9 protein-coding genes and 1 pseudogene are annotated in these 21,295 nt (G+C 68.9%); 2 read left to right on the forward strand and 8 right to left on the reverse strand.

What is annotated here, in order from left to right; translation table 11 throughout:
• Window positions 1-128: 128 nt before the first annotated feature.
• Window positions 129-12,378: pseudogene (locus tag LIV37_RS00170) on the reverse strand (type I polyketide synthase); the annotation flags it as partial.
• Between the two features lie 623 nt (window positions 12,379-13,001).
• Between LIV37_RS00170 and LIV37_RS00175 the strand changes: the two are divergent.
• Window positions 13,002-13,796 (forward strand): 2OG-Fe dioxygenase family protein, encoded by a 795-nt coding sequence (locus LIV37_RS00175; RefSeq protein ID WP_243146438.1) that lies wholly within the window; start codon window positions 13,002-13,004, stop codon window positions 13,794-13,796.
• Window positions 13,797-13,823: 27 nt separating this feature from the next.
• Here LIV37_RS00175 and LIV37_RS00180 read toward each other — a convergent pair whose 3' ends face one another.
• The 7 genes from LIV37_RS00180 to LIV37_RS00210 all read right to left on the reverse strand — a co-directional run bounded on the left by LIV37_RS00180 (window position 13,824) and on the right by LIV37_RS00210 (window position 19,603).
• A complete protein-coding gene (locus LIV37_RS00180) occupies window positions 13,824-14,750 on the reverse strand; it encodes an NAD-dependent epimerase/dehydratase family protein (RefSeq protein WP_020865109.1) in 927 nt (308 codons plus the stop codon).
• Window positions 14,747-15,367, reverse strand: a complete 621-nt coding sequence (locus tag LIV37_RS00185; protein WP_020865110.1) for a dTDP-4-dehydrorhamnose 3,5-epimerase family protein — start codon at window positions 15,365-15,367, stop codon at window positions 14,747-14,749. Before LIV37_RS00185 ends, LIV37_RS00180 begins: the two co-directional genes overlap by 4 nt.
• Window positions 15,364-16,617 carry an activator-dependent family glycosyltransferase gene (locus LIV37_RS00190; RefSeq protein ID WP_121826001.1) on the reverse strand — a complete coding sequence of 418 codons (1,254 nt, stop codon included), beginning with the start codon at window positions 16,615-16,617 and terminating at the stop codon, window positions 15,364-15,366. Before LIV37_RS00190 ends, LIV37_RS00185 begins: the two co-directional genes overlap by 4 nt.
• A 13-nt stretch (window positions 16,618-16,630) precedes the next feature.
• Window positions 16,631-17,416 (reverse strand): thioesterase II family protein, encoded by a 786-nt coding sequence (locus LIV37_RS00195; RefSeq protein WP_020865112.1) that lies wholly within the window; start codon window positions 17,414-17,416, stop codon window positions 16,631-16,633.
• A 93-nt stretch (window positions 17,417-17,509) separates the two neighbouring features.
• Complete coding sequence (gene rfbB / locus LIV37_RS00200; RefSeq protein WP_020865113.1) at window positions 17,510-18,487, reverse strand: dTDP-glucose 4,6-dehydratase; 978 nt, start codon at window positions 18,485-18,487, stop codon at window positions 17,510-17,512.
• Window positions 18,488-18,499: 12 nt separating this feature from the next.
• The gene (gene rfbA / locus LIV37_RS00205; RefSeq protein WP_121826000.1) at window positions 18,500-19,372 is read right to left on the reverse strand and encodes a glucose-1-phosphate thymidylyltransferase RfbA; all 873 of its coding nucleotides are present in this window, start codon (window positions 19,370-19,372) and stop codon (window positions 18,500-18,502) included.
• A gap of 24 nt (window positions 19,373-19,396) precedes the next feature.
• The gene (locus LIV37_RS00210; RefSeq protein ID WP_020865115.1) at window positions 19,397-19,603 is read right to left on the reverse strand and encodes an MbtH family protein; all 207 of its coding nucleotides are present in this window, start codon (window positions 19,601-19,603) and stop codon (window positions 19,397-19,399) included.
• Window positions 19,604-19,901: 298 nt separating this feature from the next.
• On the opposite strand from LIV37_RS00210, the gene LIV37_RS00215 reads away from it, so the two are divergent.
• Window positions 19,902-21,275, forward strand: a complete 1,374-nt coding sequence (locus LIV37_RS00215; protein ID WP_121825999.1) for an NDP-hexose 2,3-dehydratase family protein — start codon at window positions 19,902-19,904, stop codon at window positions 21,273-21,275.
• Window positions 21,276-21,295: the final 20 nt, after the last annotated feature.

The following is a 21,295-nucleotide window of genomic DNA, read 5'->3' on the forward strand; positions in this document are numbered from 1 at the left end:
GCGCGTCGCGTCGTCCGGCTCAGCGCGCGTGCCGAGGAGCGTGGCCTCCAGCCTGTCGAGTTCGGCGGTCAGGAAAGGGCCCACGTCCCCCGCTGTCCCAGCGGTCGCCAGTTCCTTTTCGATGTGTTCGGCAAGCGCGGTCGGGCTCGGGTAGTCGAAGATCAGGGTCGTGGGCAGCCGCAACCCGGTGGCCGCGTTCAGCCGGTTGCGCAGTTCCACCGCGGTGAGCGAGACGAAGCCGAGGTCGAGGAAGCCTCGATCAGGTGCCACGGATGCCATTGCCTCGTGACCCAGGATGGCCGCGGCGTGTTCCTGGACCGACCGGAGCAGTACCCGCTGTCGCTCCCCGTGGCTGAGGCCCGACAAACGCTGTACCAGCGGTGCCCCTTCCGAACGGGAGGCTTCGGCGTGGGTGGGGGTGGGGGTGCGTCGTGCGGGGACCGGCCGACGGACGCGTTCCTTCATCTGGGCCAAGCGCGGCGTGAACATCTCGCCGCTGCGTACAGCCGCCTGGTCCTCTCCCGCCAGGACGGCCTGAGGCAGGACATCGAGCGACGCCGCCGAATCGTCCACGTCCATCAACACGAACCGGCCCGGATTCTCAGCCTGCGCGGAGCGCACCAACTCCCACACCGGGGCCGCTGCCAGATCGCGGACGTCCTTATCCGCCTCAACGGCCACCGCACCACGCGTCACCACCACCAACCGCGACTGAGCGAACCTCTCCTCCGCCAGCCACCCCTGCACCACACCCAAAATCCCGTCCGCGGCACCACTCACGGCCGGCACCACCCCCTCGCCGACAGCGGAACCAACGCACACCACCGCCACATCCGGCACCGCGTGCTCGCACAGCGCGGCGAGATCCTTGAAGAGCTCCGCCCCCAACGCCTCGGCCAACCCGAAGACGTCCTCCCCCACCACAGCACACCTTCGCATTCCGCCCCCCAACGCCACACGCGACGCGGTCGGCACCCACTCCACTCGGGACGAGCACTCCCCCGCCCCCGCCGCGGCCGCGAACTCCACCTCCCGCACCGGTCGTGTGATCAGAGCGTCCACCGACACCACCGGTATGCCCGCCGCATCGACCACTGCCACCGACAGCCCGCCATCACCATCCGGCGCCAGCCGCACCCGCACCACCGAAGGCGCAGCCGAAGCCGTATGCAGCGACACACCACTCCACACGAACGGCAACCGCACCCCGTCCCCAGCGCCGTCCACGCATGCCAACCACGCGTACAGCGCCGCGTCGAGCAACGCTGGATGCATCCCCAAGCGACCCGTGCTCGCCCTCTCCGGCAACTCCGCCTCGGCGAAGACTTCCTCTCCCCTGCGCCACACCGACCGCAGCACGCGAAACGCCGGCCCATACGCCAGCCCCACACCTGCCAACCGCTCATACGTACCGGCGAAATCCACCATCTCGGCCCCCGCCGGCGGCCATGCGCTCACATCCCTCGAACCGCCCGTATCGCCACCAACGCTCAACACACCCCGCGCATGGCACGTCCAGGCATCGCTGCCGCCGCCACGGGCGTACACGCTCAGCTCACGCCGGCCTTCCGCCAGCGGTCCGCCGACGACGAGCTGCACCTGGACCGCGTCCTCGTCAGACAGCACCAGCGGCACCTCCAGCGTCAGCTCCTCCAGCCGGCGACACCCCGCCTGCTCCCCCGCCCGCAAGGCCATCTCCACCAATGCCGACCCCGGCGCGACCACCCGCCCCAGCATCACGTGTTCGGCAAGCCATGGCTGGGCGCGCGGCGACAAACGCCCGGTCAGCAAGAACCCGTCCGACTCGGGCAGCGGCACCGCCGCTCCCAGCAACGGGTGCTCCGTCGGCTCCAACCCCACCGAGGCCGCATCGCCAGATACCGCAGTAACGCGCGAGTCGAGCCAGTACCGTCGATGCTGGAACGCGTACGTCGGCAAGTCCACGCGCCGCGCCCCCGATCCCGCGAACACCGCCGGCCAATCCACTCCAGCGCCACCCACAAACGCCTCAGCCACGGATACCAGCAACCGATCCGGACCGCCCTCGCCACGGCGCAACGACCCCACTGCCGCGACCCCGACTCCACAGTCGTCGGCCGTCTCCTCCACGCCCATCACCAACACCGGATGCCCACTGGATTCCACGAACACCCGGAAGCCCTCGGCCAGCAACACCCGCACCGTCTCGTCGAACCGCACCCTCCCACGCAGGTTCCGATACCAATACCGCGCGTTCAATTCCACCGTGTCCAACACACCGCCCGTCACCGTCGAATAGAACGGGACCGACGACGACCGCGGAGCGATCCCGGCAAGACTCCGCTCAAGCTCGGCCTCGATCGCCTCGACATGCGCACAGTGCGAGGCGTAGTCCACCGATACCCGACGCGCACGAACCCCCTCCGCCTCACACACGGCCAGCAACTCCTCGACCGCTTCCACATCACCCGACACCACCACCGCCGCCGGCGCGTTCACCGCCGCCACCGACAACCGCTCACCCCACACCGCCAACCGCTCCTCCACCGCTCCTACGGGCAGACTCACCGACGCCATCGCCCCACGGCCCGACAGCGCCCGCAACGCGCGACTGCGTACCGCCACCACCCGCGCACCGTCCTCCAACGACAAGCCACCCGCCACCACCGCAGCCGCGATCTCCCCCTGCGAATGCCCCACCACCGCCGACGGCACCACACCCAACGAACGCCACGTCCCCGCCAGCGAGACCATCACCGCCCACATCACCGGCTGCACCACGTCAACCCGGTCGTTCCACTCCGGCTCCTCGACGCCTCGCACCACATCCAGCAACGACCACTCAACCGACGGCGCCAGCGCCGCCGCGCATTTCCTCATCCACTCCGCGAACACCGGCGACGAATCCAGCAACTCGACCGCCATCCCCACCCACTGCCACCCCTGGCCGGGGAAGACGAACACCGCTCTGTCGTCGGAGCCGACAACGGCACCGTGCACCACACCCGGGGCTTCCCGTCCCTCCGCCAAAGCGGCCAGGCCGCGCGCCATGCCGGCGCGATCCGCGCCCAGGACCACCGCGCGGTGGTCGAACACCGCGCGGGTGGTAGCCAGCGAGAATCCGACATCGCACGTTGCCACCGCGTCCGGGCCGGCGCCTTCGTCGGCCATTGACAGCAAACGCGCGGCCTGGTCCCGGACCGCCACCTCGGACTTCGCCGACAGCGCCCAGGGGGGGATACCGCCGGCAGAAATCGCCAAGGGGTTCCGCACGGGCTCGTCGTCCGCCTCGGCCTCCGCAGCCGCCTTAGCCAGTGCCTGTTCTGGTGCCTGTTCCGCTGCCTGTTCCAGGATGACGTGGGCGTTCGTTCCGCTCACGCCGAAGGAGGACACACCCGCCCGACGCGGTCGGCCCGTCTCAGGCCACGCGACGGGGCCGGTCAGCAGCTTCACCGTGCCCGCGGACCAGTCCACATGCGGCGACGGCTCATCGACGTGCAAGGTCCGGGGCAACAGGCCGTGCCGCATGGCCAGCACCGCCTTGATGACACCGGCTACCCCGGCCGCCGCCTGGGTGTGGCCGATATTCGACTTGACCGAGCCGAACCACAACGGCCGGTCCTCGTCCCGGTCGCGCCCGTACGTGGCCAGCAGCGCCTGCGCCTCGATCGGGTCGCCCAACGTCGTGCCCGTACCGTGCGCCTCCACGACGTCGACCTCACCCGCGGTCAACCCCGCGTCCGCCAACGCCGCCCGGATCACCCGCTGCTGCGACGGACCGCTCGGCGCCGTCAGGCCGTTGGAGGCACCGTCCTGGTTCACAGCCGAACCCCGTACCACCGCCAGCACCTGGTGCCCCTGGCGTCGGGCCTCCGACAGCCGCTCCACCACCAGTACGCCCACGCCCTCGGAGAAGCCTGCACCGTTGGCCGTCGCCGCGAACGCCTTGCAGCGCCCGTCAGGAGCGAGCCCGCCCTGGCGGGTGAACTCGGTGAACAGGCCGGGCGTGGCCATGACGGTCACACCGCTGACGAGGGCGAGCGCGCACTCGCCGGTGCGCAGCGACTGTACGGCCAGGTGCAGGGCCACCAGCGAGGACGAACATGCCGTGTCCACCGTCACCGCGGGGCCCTCGAAGCCCAGCGTGTAGGACACCCGGCCGGAGAGCACACTGGCCGTGTTGCCGGTGATGGCGTAGCCCGTCACCTCCTCGGGCATGTCGGGGCTCATGGCGAGGTAGTCCTGGCCGTTCGTCCCGGCGAAGACGGCGGTGCCGCTGCCCCTGAGCGCCAAGGGGTCGATGCCCGCCCGCTCCAGCGCCTCCCAGGACGTCTCCAGCAGCAGTCGCTGCTGCGGGTCCATCGCCAGCGCCTCACGCGGCGAAATCCCGAAGAAGTCGGCGTCGAAGTCCCCCGCGTCGTGGAGGAAACCGCCCTCGCCGGCACAGGACGTCCCGGCGCGGTCGGAGCCGGAGTCCGGGTCGTACAGGGCCTCCAAGTCCCATCCACGGTCGTCGGGGAACGGGGTGATGCCCTCCCCACCCGTGTCGAGCATCCGCCACAGCTCCTCCGGGGACCGGACGTCACCGGGGAATCGGCAGCTCAGCCCGACGATGACCACGGGGTCCTGGTTGGTCGCCGGTTCGGCGGCCACGGGCGAGGCAGGCGCCGCCTCCGCTTCGGGCAGCAGTTCCGCGCACAGGTGGGCCGCGAGCGCGCGGGCGTTGGGGAAGTCGAAGGCCGAGGTGGGCGACAGGCGCAGGCCGGTCGCCGTGTTCAGGTGGTTGCACAGCTCGATGGCGGTCACCGAGTCGAGGCCGAGGTCTTTGAACGCGCGGAACGGATCCACGGCGTCGACTTCCACGTAGCCCAGTACCGACGCCACGTGTTCACGCACCACGGCGAGCATCGCCGTCTCCTGTTCGGCTCGGGTCGCCAGGCCGGCCAGCCTGCCGGCCAGGCCGTCGGGCGCGGCCTCCGCACGTGTGCCGGGACCGGCCGCGTGTGCGAGCCGGCGTACGTCGGGCAGGTCGGCCAGGAAAGGGCTGGGGCGCGTGGCGGTGTACGCCACATGGAACCTTTCCCATTCGACATCCGCGATCACGATGTCGGGCTCTCCGTCGGCCACCGCGCCCGCCAGTGCCGACACCGCCAGTTCGGGGGCCATCTCCGGCAGGCCGTGCCGCCGCGCCACCGCGCCGATCCCGCCCTCTGCCATGCCTTCTTCCGCCCAAGAGCTCCAGGCCACCGAGGACGCGGGAAGGCCGAGGCCGTGCCGGTGCTCGGCGAGTGCGTCGAGGTAGGCGTTGCCGGGCGCGTAGTTGCCCTGTCCGGAGGCGCCCAGGGTGCCCGCCACGGAGGAGAACAGCACGAACGCGTCCAGGTCCATACCGTGGGTCAGCTCGTGCAGGTACCAGGCACCGTCGGCCTTCACCCGCAGCACGCGGTCGATCTGCTCGGGGGTCAGCCGCTCCACGACGGCGTCGTCCAGGACCGCCGCGGTGTGGATCACCGCTGACAGCGGGCATTCGTCGGATACGTCGTCGAGGAGCCGGGCGAGCGCCGCGCGGTCGCTCACGTCGCAGGCGGTGATGGTCACCCGCGTGCCGGTGGCCTCCAGTTCCTCGCGCAACGCGGCTGCGCCGGGCGCGTCTGGTCCACGGCGGCCGGCCAGCACCACGTGCTCGGCGCCGGACCGGGCCAGCCAGCGGGCCACCTGCGCGCCCAGACCACCGGTACCACCCGTCACCAGCACGGTGCCGCGTGGGCGCCACTCCGCCCGGGGGCCGACACGCGTGGCGCGGGCGAGGCGGCGGGCGAACAGTCCGGTGGGACGGATCGCGACCTGGTCCTCGCCCTCGGCACCGGCCAGGACCGCCGCCAGCCGGCGGCCCGCGCGCGTGTCCCACCGCTCCGGCAGGTCCACCAAACCGCCGAACCGCTCCGGGTGTTCCAGGGCCACGATCCGGCCCAGGCCCCACACCATCCGCTGGGCGGGGACGTCGACCTGTTCCGTGTCCGCCATGGCCACCGCACCGCGGGTCAGGCACCACAGAGGTCCGTTCACCCCCGCGTCGCCCAGCGCCTGGAACAGGGCGAGTGTGCCCGTCAGGCCCGCCCGGGGGATCCCGGCCCCGGTGGGCGGCCCGTCAGCCAGGGACAGCAACGACAACACACCCCCGCACTCGCCGTCCTCCGTCTGAACACCTCGCAGCATGTCGGCGATCTGCTCGCGGACGGCCCCATCGGGCAACTCGACGGTGACCGCGTCGCCTCCGTGGTCCCGCACCGCGGCCGCGGTCGACTCCACGGCCTCCCCGGCGCAGCCCTCCGGAGCGACCAGCAGCCAGGTACCGGAGAGCGTCGGCTGAGGCGCCGTGCTCATCGGCACCCACTTGGTGCGGTAACGCCAGCCGTCCACCGTCGAGGTCATGAGCTGCCGCTGCCGCCAGGACCGCAACGCGGGCAGCACGTGGGCCAGCGACTCGTCGTCGACCTCCAGCGCGCCGGCCAGCTCCCGCACGTCGCCGCCCTCCACGGCCTGCCAGAACGCCTCGTCGGCCGCGCCGCCCTCAGGCACCGGCGCGGCGTCCGGCTCCCACCAGAACCTCTCGTGCTGGAACGCATACGTGGGCAGATCGACGCGCCGCGCCCGCGACCCGATGTACGCCTGCGTCCACTCCACCGGCACACCATGGACGAACGCCTGGCCCAGCGACGTGAGCATACGTCGCGCACCGCCGTCGTCCCGCCGCAGCGAACCGACCACCACGGCGTCGCTTCCCGCGGTCTCCAGCGTCTCCCGCACGCTCGCGGTCAGCACCGGGTGCGCACTGCACTCCACGAACGCGCCGAAGCCCTCATCGGCCAGTGCCCGGATCGCCTCCTCGAAACGCACCGTCTGCCGCAGGTTGCGCACCCAGTACTCGGCATCCGGGCCGCGGTCGGCACCCAGCCACTCCCCATTGACCGTGGAGAAGAAGGGCACCGCGAACGCCTGGGGTTCCACCGGCGCCAGATCGGTGAGGATCCGCTCGCGAACCTCATCGACCTGCGAGGAGTGCGAGGCGTAGCTCACCGCGACACGCCTCGCCCTTATTCCGTCGCGCTCACACCGCGCCAGCAGTACATCCAGCGCCTCCGGCGTACCCGACACCACCGTGGACGACGGCCCGTTGACCGCCGCCACCGCCACCGCCCCGCTCAACGCCTCGATGCGCCTGCGCACCTCGTCGACCGGTGACGCCACCGACACCATCCCGCCGCGCCCGGCCAGCACGGTACCGATCGCGCGGCTGCGCAACGCCGCCACCCGGGCACCGTCCCGCAGTGACAGGCCGCCGGCCACCACCGCGGCCGCGATCTCCCCCTGCGAGTGGCCCACCACGGCCGCCGGTTCGACACCGTACGAGCGCCACACCTCGGCCAGCGACACCATGACCGCCCACAGGGCCGGCTGGACCACGTCCACGCGCTCCAACGCATCGGCATCGTCGAGCACATCCAGCAGCGACCACTCCACGAACGGGGACAGCGCCACCGCGCACTCGCTCATCCGTGAGGCGAACGCCGTAGAGGACGACAGCAGCGCGCGAGCCATTCCCGCCCACTGCGTCCCCTGCCCCGGGAACACGAACACGGGGCGAGGCTCGATTCCGCCGTCTCGCGCGGTACCGCTCGTCGCGGTGTTCTCGGCCACGGCCCCTACCCCTGCGAGGAGTTCCTCCCGCGAGCCGCCCGTCACGACCACGCGCCGCTCGTGGAGCGACCGTGAAGTGACCAGTGACACTCCGACGTCAACGGGCGACACCTCGGGGCGCGCCTCCAGGAAGGACGCGAGCCGCCGTGCCTGCCCGCGCAGCGCCGCCTCGCTCTTCCCCGACAGGACCCAGGGCATGACAGCGGGGGCGTCACCTGGTTCTTCCGCCGGCGCTTCCGGCTCGTCCGGGGCCTCTTCGGCCTCTTCCAGGATGACGTGTGCGTTGGTGCCGCTGATCCCGAACGAGGACACACCCGCCCGCCGCGGACGACCACCCCCGGCCCACGCACGCGCTTCCGTCAGCAGTTCCACTCCCCCCACCGACCAATCCACTTGCGACGTCGGCTCCTCCACGTGCAACGTCCTCGGCAACACCCCGTGCCGCATCGCCAACACCATCTTGATCACACCGGCCACACCCGCGGCCGCCTGCGTATGGCCGATGTTCGACTTCAACGACCCCAGCCACAACGGCCGATCCCCGCCCCGGTCCCGCCCGTACGTGGCCAGCAACGCCTCCGCCTCGATCGGGTCCCCCAGCCTCGTCCCCGTGCCATGCGCCTCGACAGCGTCGACCTCATCCGCGCCAAGTCCCGCGCTCGCCAGCGCCGCCCGGATCACCCGCTGCTGCGACGGACCATTCGGCGCCGCCAACCCATTCGACGCACCGTCCTGATTCACCGCGGAACCACGCACCACGGCAAGGACCCGGTGCCCGTTCCGCCTGGCGTCGGACAACCGCTCCACCACCAGCACCCCCACGCCCTCGCCCCACCCCGTGCCATCCGCACCCGCCGAAAACGCCTTGCACCGACCATCCGCCGACAGCCCGCGCTGCCGACTGAATTCGATGAACATGTCCGGGGAGGCCATGACCGTGACCCCGCCGGCGAGAGCGAGGTCGCACTCACCCGAACGCAGCGCCTGACCAGCCAGATGCAGCGCCACCAGTGACGACGAACACGCCGTGTCCACCGTCACCGCCGGACCTTCCAGTCCGAGCGCGTAGGCGATGCGGCCGGACATCACGCTCGGCGTGTTTCCGGTCAGCAGGTAGCCGGCGAAGCCGTCAGCGGCCTGGTGAGCGCGTGGACCGTAGTAGTGGGTGGTGGCGCCTATGTAGGTGCCGGTCGCCGACTCGCGGCGCGATCGCGGATCGATTCCCGCTCGCTCCAGTGCCTCCCATGACGTCTCCAGCAGCAGCCGCTGCTGGGGGTCCATCGCCAGCGCCTCACGCGGCGAGATCCCGAAGAACTCGGCGTCGAAGTCACCGGCTCCGGTGAGAAAGCCGCCGTTTCGTGTGTAGCTGGTGCCCCAGTGCTCGGGGTCCGGGTCGTAGAGGCCGTCCAGGTCCCAGCCCCGGTCGGTGGGGAACCCGGAGATGACGTCCTCGCCGGTGACGACCAGCTGCCACAGTTGGTCGGGGGTGCTCACCCCGCCGGGGTAGCGGCACGCCATGCCCACGATGGCCAACGGCTCCGCCGTCGCCTTCGCGACGCGTGTGACGGCCGCCTGTCGCTTTCCGGTGATCTCTTCGTAGAGGTGGTGGGCGAGACCGCGCGGGGTCGGGTAGTCGAAGACGAGGCGGCCGGCGAGGGGCAGGCCGGTGCGTGAGGCGAGGCCGTCGGCCAGCTCCTGCGCCATCAGCGAGTCGAAGCCGAGGTCTTTGAAGGTCAGCGTGGCATCGACGCGGCCGGTGTACTCCATGACCGACGCCGCCTGGTCGCACACCGTGTCGAGGATGGCGTCACGTTGTTCGGGCTCGGACAGCCCGGCCAGAACAGCGGCGAGGCGTCCGTCGGCGCGCCCCGAGTCCAACGCCGTCACCTCCCCGGTCCCGTCGGTCTCGAGGACCTTCCGCGGGGGTTCGGCGACCGTCCGTTCCGGTGACGGCCGGCTCTCGATCCAGTACCGCTCGCGCTGGAACGCGTAGGTGGGCAGGTCGACTTGTCGCGCGCCCACGAAGAACGGTTCCCAGTCGACCTCCTCACCGCGCACCCACAGATGAGCCAACGCGGTGGTCGCGGTATGCCTCTCGTCCCGATCCCTGCGGCAGAACGGAACAGCGGCGACGTCGGGACGCGTCCGCTCGTCCTCCGGCCAGGCCCGGACCGATTCCTTGACCATGGGGGTGAGGACGGCGTCAGGGCCGATCTCCAGAAAGGTCGCCACCCCGTGCTCACGCATCGTGGTCACCACATCGGCGAACAACACCGTCCTACGCACCTGACGCACCCAGTACTCCGGGTCCTGCAACACCCCCGGAGCGGCCATGCGTCCCGTGACACTCGACACCACCGGCACAGACTGATCCCGGAACTCCACCGACCGCACTACCCGCCCGTACGCCTCGAACATCGGTTCCATCAAAGCCGAATGAGACGCAATCGACACCGCCAAACGCCGCGTCCTCACCCCCGCCCCCGCCAAGCGCCCCGCCTCGGCCAACACCGGCTCCACCCTCCCCGAGAGCACCACCGACTCAGGACCGTTCACCGCCGCGAGCTCCACACCGTCACCCAAACGCACCGCATCCACTCCAGCTCCCACCGCCACCATCACGCCCTCGCCGGTCGGCAACCCATGCATCAACCACCCCCGTGCCAACACCACCCGAGCCACATCTCGCAACGACCACACACCCGCCACATAAGCCGCCACCAACTCACCCAGCGAATGCCCCGCCACCACCGAAGGGCGCACATCCCACGCCGCCGACAAACGCCACAAAGCCACCTCGAACGCAAACAACGCCGGCTGCGCCCACCCCGTTCCGTCCAACCCGTCAATGCCTCCGGACATCACCTCCCGCAGTCGAGCCGAATAATCGCCCGCAACCCCAAAAAAATCCCGCAAATCGTCCGAGAGCTCTACGTCAGCGGCCACACCACTGGCGACCTCGTCATAGACGCCCAGTACCTCATCCAGCGCTTCAGCGAACGCGCCAAAACCCGACAGCCCCTCGCCCATACCCACTCGCTGCGCACCCTGCCCCGAGAACACCACCCCCACCGCACCGTCCACCGCCGAACCCGACACCACGCCCGGCCCACCGCCCCGTTCGACCAGCCCCGACAACCCCTCGGTCAGCTCACCCCGCCCCGTACCCACCACCGCCGCACGATGCCCGAAACGCGACCGCGACGACACCAGCGACCAACCGACATCCATCACGTCCACATCACCGGCGCCCTCGACAAAGCCGGCCAGACGGTGTGCCTGTCCGCGCAGCGCTTCCTCAGAGCGGCCGGAGACGATCCAGGGCACAACCGGCAGATCCGGCCCGGTACGCCCACCGGCGCGCCCGTCCGCCGGATCCGGCCGCCAGTCCGACAGCACGACGTGGCAGTTGCTACCGCCCATACCGAAGGAGCTCACTCCCGCGGCGAGTTGCTCGTCGGGCGCCGGGTCCCCGGGCCACGGACCGAGTTTCCGCTGCACCTGGAGGTTGAGTTCGTCCAGAGGAATCCGGGGGTTCGGCGTCTCGAAGTTCAAGCTGGCGGGCAGCAGTCGATGTTTGAGGGCCAGGACCGTCTTGATGAACCCGGCGATACCACCCGCGCCACTCAGGTGGCCGATGTTGGTTTTGATCGACCCGACCGCGAGAGGCCGGCCGACCGGACGCCGACGGCCGATGGCCTCCCCCAGTGCGGCAGCCTCGACCGGGTCGCCTACGGGGGTTCCGGGTCCGTGCAGCTCGACGTAGCGGACGGCGGCCGGGGACAGGCCGGCATGCTCGCAAGCCCGCGTGAGAACGTCGACCTGGGAGCCCACCGTCGGAGAGGTGAGCGTCTCCCCCCTGCCATCGTTGTTGGTCGCGCTGCCGCGCACCAGGCACAGGATGCGGTCTCCGTCGTCGAGCGCGGCGCTCAGAGGCTTGAGCACGACGGCGCCTCCGCCCTCGCCCACCACGTATCCGTTGGCCTTGGCGTCGAACGTGTAGCAGCGACCGTCCGGCGAGAGACCGCCCAAGCTCGCGGCGAGCAGCACACTTTCCGGCATCAGGTGCAGGTTGACGCCGCACACGATGGCCAGTTCCGACTCCCCGGACCGCAGGCTCTCGCAGGCCAGGTGCAGGGCCACCAAGGAGGAGGACTGTGCGGAGTCGACCGTGAGACTCGGGCCGCTGGCGCCGAGGAAAGCGGAGAGCCGGTTGGCGATGACGCCGCGCTGAATGCCCGGCATGGTGTGGTGGGAGCCGAGTGCTTCGGCATGACGAGTCAGCAGCTTCGCGTAGTCGTCCGCGTTCACGCCGACGAATGTGCCCAGTCGGCTGCCGCTGACCTTGCTGGGGACCACGCGGGCGTCCTCAAGGGCTTCCCAGCCCAATTCCAATACGAGTCGTTGCTGCGGGTCGACGAAAGGCGCCTCGCGGGGGGAGAGGCCGAAGAAGCCCGCGTCGAAGTCCGCCGGCCGGTCGAGAAAGGCGCCCCACCGAGGTGCCTCGTTGGAGGCCGGACCTGTCCAGCGGTCCGCAGGGACCTCCGTGACAGCGCTCTCGCCCGACGCCAACAGTTCCCACAGCTGCTGCGGGCTTTCCGCCCGCGGGAACCGGCAGGAGACGCCGATCACGGCTATCGCCGTGTCCGGGTCGACGGCGTCTCCGGCCAGAACTTCTCCGGGCAGGCCGACAGTGGTCATCGAGAGAAACCTCCAGCACCGCATGTACGGCCGAACGGAAACGAATTCAGAAGAAGCCCGGCGTGGAGTTCGCGCTCTTGATATACCCGGCGTCAACTGCCTTAACTGTCCGACGCCACACCCATCGGTGACATCGGCGATCACCGCCGTTACGGCGCCGCCCCACCGGTGTGCCGCAGCGGACGAAAGCAAGTTCCGGACCATCCCGAAACGCCGGTGACGTGGGCATCCGGACGGTCAAACACGCGGTTCACCGAGTGCCCTCGCGGATTGTCCGCCGCTGCGTCAGCTTGCCCAGCCCATTGCCCGACGGTCCGTCGGATGATAAACGTGACGTCAGCGCATGCCGAGTGTTTTGGCGCCGACTGGTCGATCCCGTCTTCCGGTGAACCGCATTCCGCCGAGCGGCTTTCCCAGACCTGGTACGTCACACAGACTTTGCGCATCACACCCGAGCCGCCGTAGGCCTCGGCCAATGAATCCGCTGTATCATCATGGAGGGCACAAAGGGTATGCCGAACTACCACGCCGTGGCTTCGGAGATTACAGAGATACGCTCGACCTATATCCGCGACCGTTTCGCTTTCGTCCCCGGCGCTCAGCTCACCAGGATCGTCAAGGGATTGGGCGCCACAGACGACGACCTCAAGAACCTCACCACCGTCAGCGACGGGCTGAAGAGCGACCCGACCCTCCCGTTCCGAAAGACCAGGACAGGTCGCTTCGGTTTCGACCCACGGTCCATGCGGGTGCGGCGGCTCGAATTCCAGCCGTTCATGCTGTCCATGGAGGACGACTTCGTACGGCACGACTCCGGCCAGGTGCGCATCTTCGACGAGATTCAGAACGACCTGCAGCTCAACACCGCCCTGCAGGCGCTTTTCGTCTTCAAGTTCATGGTCTTCGAAGGCGTGACGGTCACCCACCGGCCGAAACTGGACTACGACAGCGACCAGTGGATCTGCACGCTGCTCAACGTGAGGACCATCACCGACGGTGACCTGATCGGCGAGCCGGCGCTCGAGGGGGTGCACAGCGACGGCGTCGACCACACCATGACGACCTATCTGGGCAGCGAGAACATGACGGACGACAGCGCCATCACGTTCCTGCACGACATGCGCGAGGTGAACGGCACCCGATGGCACGACACGAACGCCGACCTGGTTCGCGCCAACGCGCAGCACCGTGACTTCCTCGACACGTGCCTGATCGTCGACCACGAGAGCAAGCACAGCGTTTCGACCTTGTACGCCGCCGACAAGTCGAAGTGCGCCACGCGAGACCTGCTGGCCTTCCTGACCCGCAAGCCGGTGGCCGAAGGGCACCACTCGCACTCCTTCGATTCGCTCAAGCCGCACCGGGAGCTTCCCATGACGGTCGACCTGCGCCTCCTCGACAGCACACCGTCCACGTAGCGGCCGCGCCGCGTCAGGCCGAAGAAGTCACGAAGCGGCCCACAAGTCGTGGAGGGATTGCTTCAGCGACACCCGCGGGGACCAGCCCAGCAGCCTGCGCGCGAGCCGGATGTCGGCCTGGGTCCACGCGCCGCCCTTCCTGTGTACCGGGGCCTGCCCCTTCCGCACCAGATGCGGGGGCACGCCCGACACGGAGACGAGAATCCCGGCGAGTTCCCGCATACTGGTGGCGGTCCCCGAACCGATATTGATCAGGCCTCCGGTCGCCCGTGCGCCCGCCGCCAGCACCACGGCCTCGGCGATGTCACGTACGTCGACGAAGTCACGCTGGTCGTCGACGACGGTCAGGTTGAGCGGCGCGTCCTCGCTGGTGGCGCGCAGTTGGGCGGCGAGTCGGCCGAGGAAACCGTGCAGCGGGGCACCAGGTCCGCAGCCATTGGTGAGGCGGAGCACGCAGCCGTCCACGCGCCCCGCCTCCGTGGCGTCCAGGACGATTCGACTGCCGGCCAGCTTGGTGCGCGCGTAGAGGCTGCCGGGGGCGGTCGGGTGGTCCTCCGCGATGGCCGTGCCCTCCGGGACGGGGCCGTACTCGTGCACGGTGCCGAGCTGAAGCAGCCTCGGCCGTCGTCGGAGCGTCGAGACGGCGCGCACCAACCGGTCGACGAGCAGGACGTGCTCGGCCGTCATCCGTTCCTCATCGTCCGCCCCGATGTCGCCCGCCGCGTTGACGACGAGATCGGCGGATCCCACGGCCTCGGCGATGTCCCCGACCGTCGCGGATGCCACGTCGAGCGGAAGGAAGCGGGCCCCGGGAATCGGCTCAACGGGTCTTCTCGCCACGGCCAGGACGTCATATCCCTGGGCGGCCAGCGCTGTGCCGATGTGCCGTCCCAGGAACCCGGTGCCGCCGATGACGACGGCGGAGCTCGCACGCGCATCGATCACATCGTTCATCGTGGCCTGTTACTCCCGGCCATGTGCGTGTCCGCGCGCAGCGCCCGGCACGCCTCGTACGACGGCAGCACGCCGGCGCGCTGGGCCTCGGCCAGCGTCGGCGCGTCCCGGTCGCGTGGGGAGACCAGGTAGTCCATGCCTCCGGGCCAGGGCAGCCCGAGTGCCGGGTCGAAGGCGTCGATCTCGTGCTCGGCGGCCGGGTCGTACTCCACCGACGTCACATAGGCGGCCACCGTGTTGTCCCGCAGGGCGATGAACGCGTGCCCGAGCCCCTCCTCCAGATATACCGCACGGCAGGAGTCGGGGTTCAGCCGGGTGCTGTCCCAGCGGCCGAACGTGGGGGAACCCACCCGCAGGTCGACCACCACGTCAAGCAGCTCCCCTGCGGGGCAGGTCACCACTTTGGCCTGGCCCGGGGGTACGTCCTCATAGTGCACGCCGCGGACGACCCCGCGCCGGGAGAAGCTGTGGTGGACCTGGCCCAGGCGCAGCGGATACCCCACGGCCTCCGAGAAGGCGGTTTCGGTGTAGTGGGCGACGAACGCACCGCGCTGGTCGCGGTGAACGTCGGGTACGAACTCGTAGGCGCCGGACACTGCCAGCTCTCGGACCTTCATCGGCGTCGCTCCGCGGTGAGGTTTTCCAGTACGGGAACCAGATCGTGTGGGGTGGGCGCGTTCAGGTTCTCCTGGCGCAGGCGCTCGGCTCCGCTCTGGAAGGAGGGATCCTTGACCAGCCGTTGCACGCTGTCGTGCAGGACGTCGGCCGTCAGTTCGGAGGCGTGAACGGCGAGTCCCGCACCGGCCTTCGACAGGCTTGTCGCTCTGTTCCACCAATCGGCGTAGCGGATGGTGGGGATGAACTGGGGCACGGCGTTGGCGAGTGCCGTGCCCCAGGAACCGAAGCCGCCGTAGTGGACGATGGCCGAGGCAGTGGGAAGCAGGGCGTGCATGGGGACGAAGTCGACGATACGGGTGTTGTTGGGGACCTTGACGAGCTTCTCGGCTTCATTGGGCGGCAGCGTGGCCACCACGTCAACGTCTATGTCGCCCAGTGTGTCGATCATGTCGGGGATCGGCAGGAGGGTGCCGCCGACCACGGCACGCGTGGAGATGCCGGGAGTCAGGACGACGCGCGGGCGTTCGGGTGGCTCGTGCAGCCAGTCCGGGATCTCGGAGGGTCCGTTGTAGGGGAGGTAGCGGACCGGTATCCGCTCCACCGTCAACGGAAATTGGAGGCTGGTGGGTACCTGGTCGATGGTCCACTGGCCGACCACGACCTCTTCGTCGAACGAGCTGCCGTAGCGGCTGAGGTGCTTGCCGAGCCAATGGGCCATGGGGTCTTCACGGCGCTCCCGCGGACGTTCCGCCTGGCGTTGGAGGAAGACATCGCGCATCGCGGAGTGGTTGTCGAAGCACCACAGCAGCCGGGCGTGGGCGGCGCCGACCACGCGCGCCGCCACCGGTCCTGCGTAGGTGAGCGGTTCCCAGATGACCAGGTCGGGTCGCCAGCGGCGGGCATAGGCAACCAGGTCCGGGATCATGGGGTCGTTGTAGACCTGGTGCGAGAACACGACACTGGCCTTGAGCTTCGCCAGCGCCTGCTCCCACGAGTGCGCTTCGAGGGTCGGATTGGACCAGTCGGACAGCGGGTTCTCCAGCGAGCCCCGGTTCCGCGCCAGCATCTCGTGGAAGTTGTGGTCCTCGCCGACCGGGACCGCGGTCAGGCCCATGCTCTTGATGGCGTCCACCAGCGCGGGGCTGCTGGCGACCTGGACGTCGTGGCCTGCGACGGCCAGGGACCAGGCGAGCGGCACCATGGACAGCAAATGCGATCTATCAGAGAGCGTCACGAAAAGTACACGCATCGTCGGGCCTCCCTCAGCTGATGGTTTCTCCGCCGCGGGTCCGCACCGCGCACAGGCTGTCCGTGATCGCCGCGGTCACCGCTGCCCCGTGGTCGGCGACATAGAAATGACCCCCGGGGAAGACCCGCAGGTCGAAGCCGCCCGTGGTGTGCTCCCGCCAGCTCGCCGCCTCCTCGACCGAGACATGGTCGTCGGCTTCTCCGGTGAGCGCGACGACGTCGCACCGCAGTGTCGCGCCGGGCTCTGCCGTGTAGGTCTCGGACGCTTTGTAGTCGCCGCGGATCGATGGCAGAGCCAATTGCAGCAGTTCGCGTTCGTCGAGGATCTGCGCCTCGGTACCGCTGAGCCGTCGCAGCTCGGCGACGAGCTCGGCGTCGTCGAGACGGTGGACGTCTCGGCCACGGTGGAGCGAAGGCGCTGACCTGGCGGAGGCGAAGAGTGCCAGGGGTGTGGTCCCCAGCTCTCGTTCGAGCAGCATGGCCAGTTCGAATCCGACGGCGGCGCCCATGCTGTGACCGAACAGCGCGACGGGGCGCTTCACGGCGAGCGGCTTCAGCACGTCGAAGACGGCTCGCGCCATCTCGGGGACACTCTCGATGCACGGCTCATGCAGCCGGTCCTGTCGCCCCGGGTACTGGACGACCAGGGCTTCCACGGTCGAAGGGAGGAGCTCGGAGAGCGGGAAATAGAAACTCGCGGTTCCCCCGGCGTGCGGCAGACACACCAGGCTGATCTCGGCCTCCGGCCTCGGACGGAACCTGCGGAACCACCGGCTCTCACCGGTAGCGGGCAACGCCATGGCTCTCGTTGTTCCTTTCTCTGGTGTTCCTTTCCTCTCGTGGACGAGAGGTTCCCTCAGCTTCGAGCCGTCTATTTCGCGGGCACCCACCCACTATCTGCTCACCTTCAGCGGCTCCCACCAATCGCGCCGCCCCGCATACCATTTCACGGTATCCACCAGGCCCTCCTCGAAGGACACGGCGGGCTGGTAGCCGAGTTCGCCGCAGATCTTGGTGATGTCCAGCGAATAGCGACGGTCGTGTCCCTTTCTGTCCGGCACCTTCCGCACCATCGACCAGTCGGCACCGAGCAATTCGAGCAGCTTTTCCGTGAGCTCTCGATTGGCCAATTCCGTGCCGCCGCCGATGTTGTACACCTCCCCCGCCAGACCCCTTTCCGCGACCAGGGCGACGCCCCGGCAGTGGTCGTCGACATGCAGCCAGTCGCGAACGTTCGCCCCGTCGCCGTACAGTGGCACCGGCTCGCCGTCCATGAGGTTGGTGATGAACCGCGGGATAGCTTTCTCTGGATGCTGGTAGGGGCCGTAATTGTTGGCGCACCGGGTCACGCACACGGGAAGCCCGTGGGTGCGGTGAAAGGCCCGTGCCAGTAGATCGGACGATGCCTTGGACGCGGAATAGGGGGAGTTGGGATCGAGTGGTTCGTTCTCGGTCCAGGAGCCCAGATCGATAGAGCCGTACACCTCGTCCGTGGAGACGTGGACGAATTTCGCCACCTCGGCTTCGGTAGCCGCCTCGAGGAGAGTGTGTGTGCCTAGCACATTGGTCCTGACGAACTCCTCGGCGCCGGCTATGGAACGGTCGACGTGCGATTCGGCGGCGAAGTGGATCACCTGGTCGGCCCCGCGCAACAGGCCGTTGATCAGTGCCGCGTCGCAGATGTCACCGCGTACGAAGCGCAGCCGGGGGCTGGCGGCGACTTCCGCCAGGTTGGCCTCGTTACCGGCGTAGGTGAGCTTGTCGACCACCACCACCTCCGCGTCCGCCAGGGCCTCGTACGCCCCTGTCAGTGCCTGGCGGACGAAGTGCGAGCCGATGAAGCCCGCGCCGCCAGTCACGACTATGCGCATGAGTGCTTCCCTTCAGCGGTAGTTGGCAGTGATGTCCATGAGATATTTTCCGTAGTCCGTGTGCCGCAGCTGCTCGCCGAGCTCGTAACAGGCCGCGGCATCGATGAACCCCATTCGGAAGGCGATCTCTTCGAGACAGGCAATCCGCACTCCCTGGCGCTGTTCGAGGAGCTGGACGTATTGTCCGGCCTGGAGCAGCGAATCGTGCGTTCCGGTGTCGAGCCAGGCGAACCCGCGACCCAGACTGATCAGCCTGGCTTTCCCGCGTTCCAGATAGACCCGGTTGACGTCGGTGATCTCCAATTCGCCGCGCTCGGACGGCCGGATATTCTTGGCGATGTCCACGACGTCGTTGTCATAGAGATAGAGTCCGGTGATCGCCAGGTTCGACGTGGGATCCGCCGGCTTCTCCTCCAAGTGAATCAGCTGGCCCCGCTCGTCCATGGTTCCCACGCCGTAGCGTTCCGGGTCCTTGACCGGGTAGCCGAAGAGCACGCAGCCATCGATGCTTCCTGCTTCCCGGTGCAGAATCCTCGAAAAACCGGGACCGTGGAAGATGTTGTCCCCGAGCACGAGCGCCACGGGCTCGTTCCCGATGAACTCCGCACCGATGACGAAGGCTTCGGCGATGCCGTTCGCCGCACGCTGCTCGGCGTACTCGATCGACATCCCCAGCCGGCTGCCGTCGCCCAGGAGCACACGGAACAAGTCCAGGTGGCACGGAGTCGATATAACGAGGATATCCCTGATGCCGCCGAGCATGAGCACCGACAGCGGGTAATAGACCATCGGCTTGTTGTAGACGGGCAGGATCTGCTTCGACACCGCATGCGTCAAAGGATGCAGCCGGGTACCGCTCCCACCCGCGAGGACTATCCCCTTCATACCGTAACGCGTGCCGAGGACGGCTCAGCCGCCCATCGCCTCGATCAGGCTCTTGGGCCGCATGTCCGTCCAATTCTCCTCGATGTAGGCCAGGCACGCTTCACGCGAGTCCTTGCTGTGGGCGACATGCCATCCGCCGGGCACGTCTGCGAAGGCGGGCCACAGCGAATGCTGTCCCTCGTCGTTGACCAGCACCAAGAACTCGGCGTCGGGATCGTCGAAAGGATTCACGCCAGTCTCTGCCTCTCATGCCGTCCTGCGGTGGATCGACCACCTGAACGCCGCCATCCTCACGTGTCCCGACAGCAGGGGCGTCCGCGAGAGCCACAGTTACAGATCCGATCACACCCTGGGCCAGTGCCAAGCAAACCTTCCTGTGGCACTCTTGCTGCGCAACAGCCGCCGCGAGATCCGCCCTTTGTACCCACACGCTGGGTGGCGGCGCAGTGCCGACCTCACGCACCACGCGGCCCGCGGATCGCCGCGCTCTTGGTGGCCGTGTTTCCCGGAACGAGCAAAGGCGGAGTCGATGACCGCGACAGGTCTGATGTTGCCGTCCCGCGCCGCGGAGCCCCGTAGCGTGTCGAGGCTTGCCGCTTCCGCTGCCGCGGTCGACGGCGGGGTGATGAGCAACCCGGAGGTACTGGCGTGGCTCGGCAGACGTCGTCGCGAGCACGCGCAGCGAGTGGAGCGGGTGCCGTTTGCCGCGTTGCGCGACTGGGGCTTCGACGAACAGACGGGCGATCTGCGGCACGCGAGCGGACGGTTCTTCTCGGTGCACGGGCTGCGGGTGCGGTCGGGCTTCGGTCCGGTGTCCGCATGGTCGCAGCCGATCATCCGACAGCCGGAGATCGGCCTTCTCGGCATCGCGCTGCGGGACTTCGGCGGCGTGCCGCATCTGCTGATGCAGGCGAAGCCCGAGCCAGGGAACGTCAACGGCGTGCAACTGTCGCCGACGGTGCAGGCGACCAAGAGCAACTACCTGCGGGTGCACGGTGGTTCTGCCGTCCCCTACATGAAGCTCTTCCGCCGCCCGGAACCCGGTTCCGTCGTCGCGGACGTCCTACAGTCAGAACAGGGCTCATGGTTCCTGCACAAGCGCAACCGCAACATGATCGTGGAGGTCGGCCCCGAGGCCGAGGCCGGTGAGGACTTCGTCTGGCTGACGCTGGGACAAGTCAATGCGCTACTGCGGCAGGACAACCTGGTCAACATGGACGCGCGGACGGTCCTGTCCTGCCTTCCGGACTGGCGGCAGGAGGACACGCGGCGGGCGCTCCACCCGGATCGGGAGATCCGTAGCTGGATCACCCGGCGGCGGGCCGAGCACGAGGTCGAGGTGGTACCGATCGGCCTCGCGGAGACCGTGGGCTGGCACCGTACCGCGGACGAGGTGGCCCATGAGCAGGCGCTGTACTTCAAGGTGGTGGCGGTCGATGTCTCCTCGCACCGGCGTGAGGTGCCGTCCTGGTCCCAGCCGCTGCTTGAACCGCACGGCACGGGCATCGTGGCCCTGTTCATCCGCCGTGTCGACGGTGTACCACACGCGCTGCTGCGGGCGCGGGCGGAGCCGGGCTTCCTCGACGTAGTCGAGCTCGGCCCCACGGTGCAGTGCGTGCCCGAGAACTACACTCATCTGCCCGCGGCCGACCAGCCACCCTATCTCACCGAGGCACTGGCCCGCGCCGACGACGCCCGCTACGACGTGGTCCTGTCGGAGGAAGGCGGCCGGTTCCGGAACGCCCAGAGCCGTTACCTGATCATCGAGGTGGAGAGCGACCTCCCCACCGTATCGGACGATTTCCGTTGGGTGACACCATGCCAGTTGGACGAACTGCTCCGCTACAGCCATCACGTGAACGTGCAGGCCAGGACCCTGGTGGCGGCACTGCGGGCGTTGTGAGCCCGGCCGGAGGAGTCCGG

The organism is Streptomyces rapamycinicus NRRL 5491 (assembly GCF_024298965.1).
Lineage (GTDB): Bacteria > Actinomycetota > Actinomycetes > Streptomycetales > Streptomycetaceae > Streptomyces > Streptomyces rapamycinicus.

Excerpts from the sequence above, each read along its gene's own strand:
- LIV37_RS00180 (WP_020865109.1), bottom strand. The coding sequence starts at position 14,750 with ATGAACGATGTGATCGATGCGCGTGCGAGCTCCGCCGTCGTCATCGGC.
- LIV37_RS00185 (WP_020865110.1), bottom strand. The coding sequence starts at position 15,367 with ATGAAGGTCCGAGAGCTGGCAGTGTCCGGCGCCTACGAGTTCGTACCC.
- LIV37_RS00190 (WP_121826001.1), bottom strand. The coding sequence starts at position 16,617 with ATGCGTGTACTTTTCGTGACGCTCTCTGATAGATCGCATTTGCTGTCC.
- LIV37_RS00195 (WP_020865112.1), bottom strand. The coding sequence starts at position 17,416 with ATGGCGTTGCCCGCTACCGGTGAGAGCCGGTGGTTCCGCAGGTTCCGT.
- rfbB (WP_020865113.1), bottom strand. The coding sequence starts at position 18,487 with ATGCGCATAGTCGTGACTGGCGGCGCGGGCTTCATCGGCTCGCACTTC.
- rfbA (WP_121826000.1), bottom strand. The coding sequence starts at position 19,372 with ATGAAGGGGATAGTCCTCGCGGGTGGGAGCGGTACCCGGCTGCATCCT.
- LIV37_RS00215 (WP_121825999.1), top strand. The coding sequence starts at position 19,902 with ATGACCGCGACAGGTCTGATGTTGCCGTCCCGCGCCGCGGAGCCCCGT.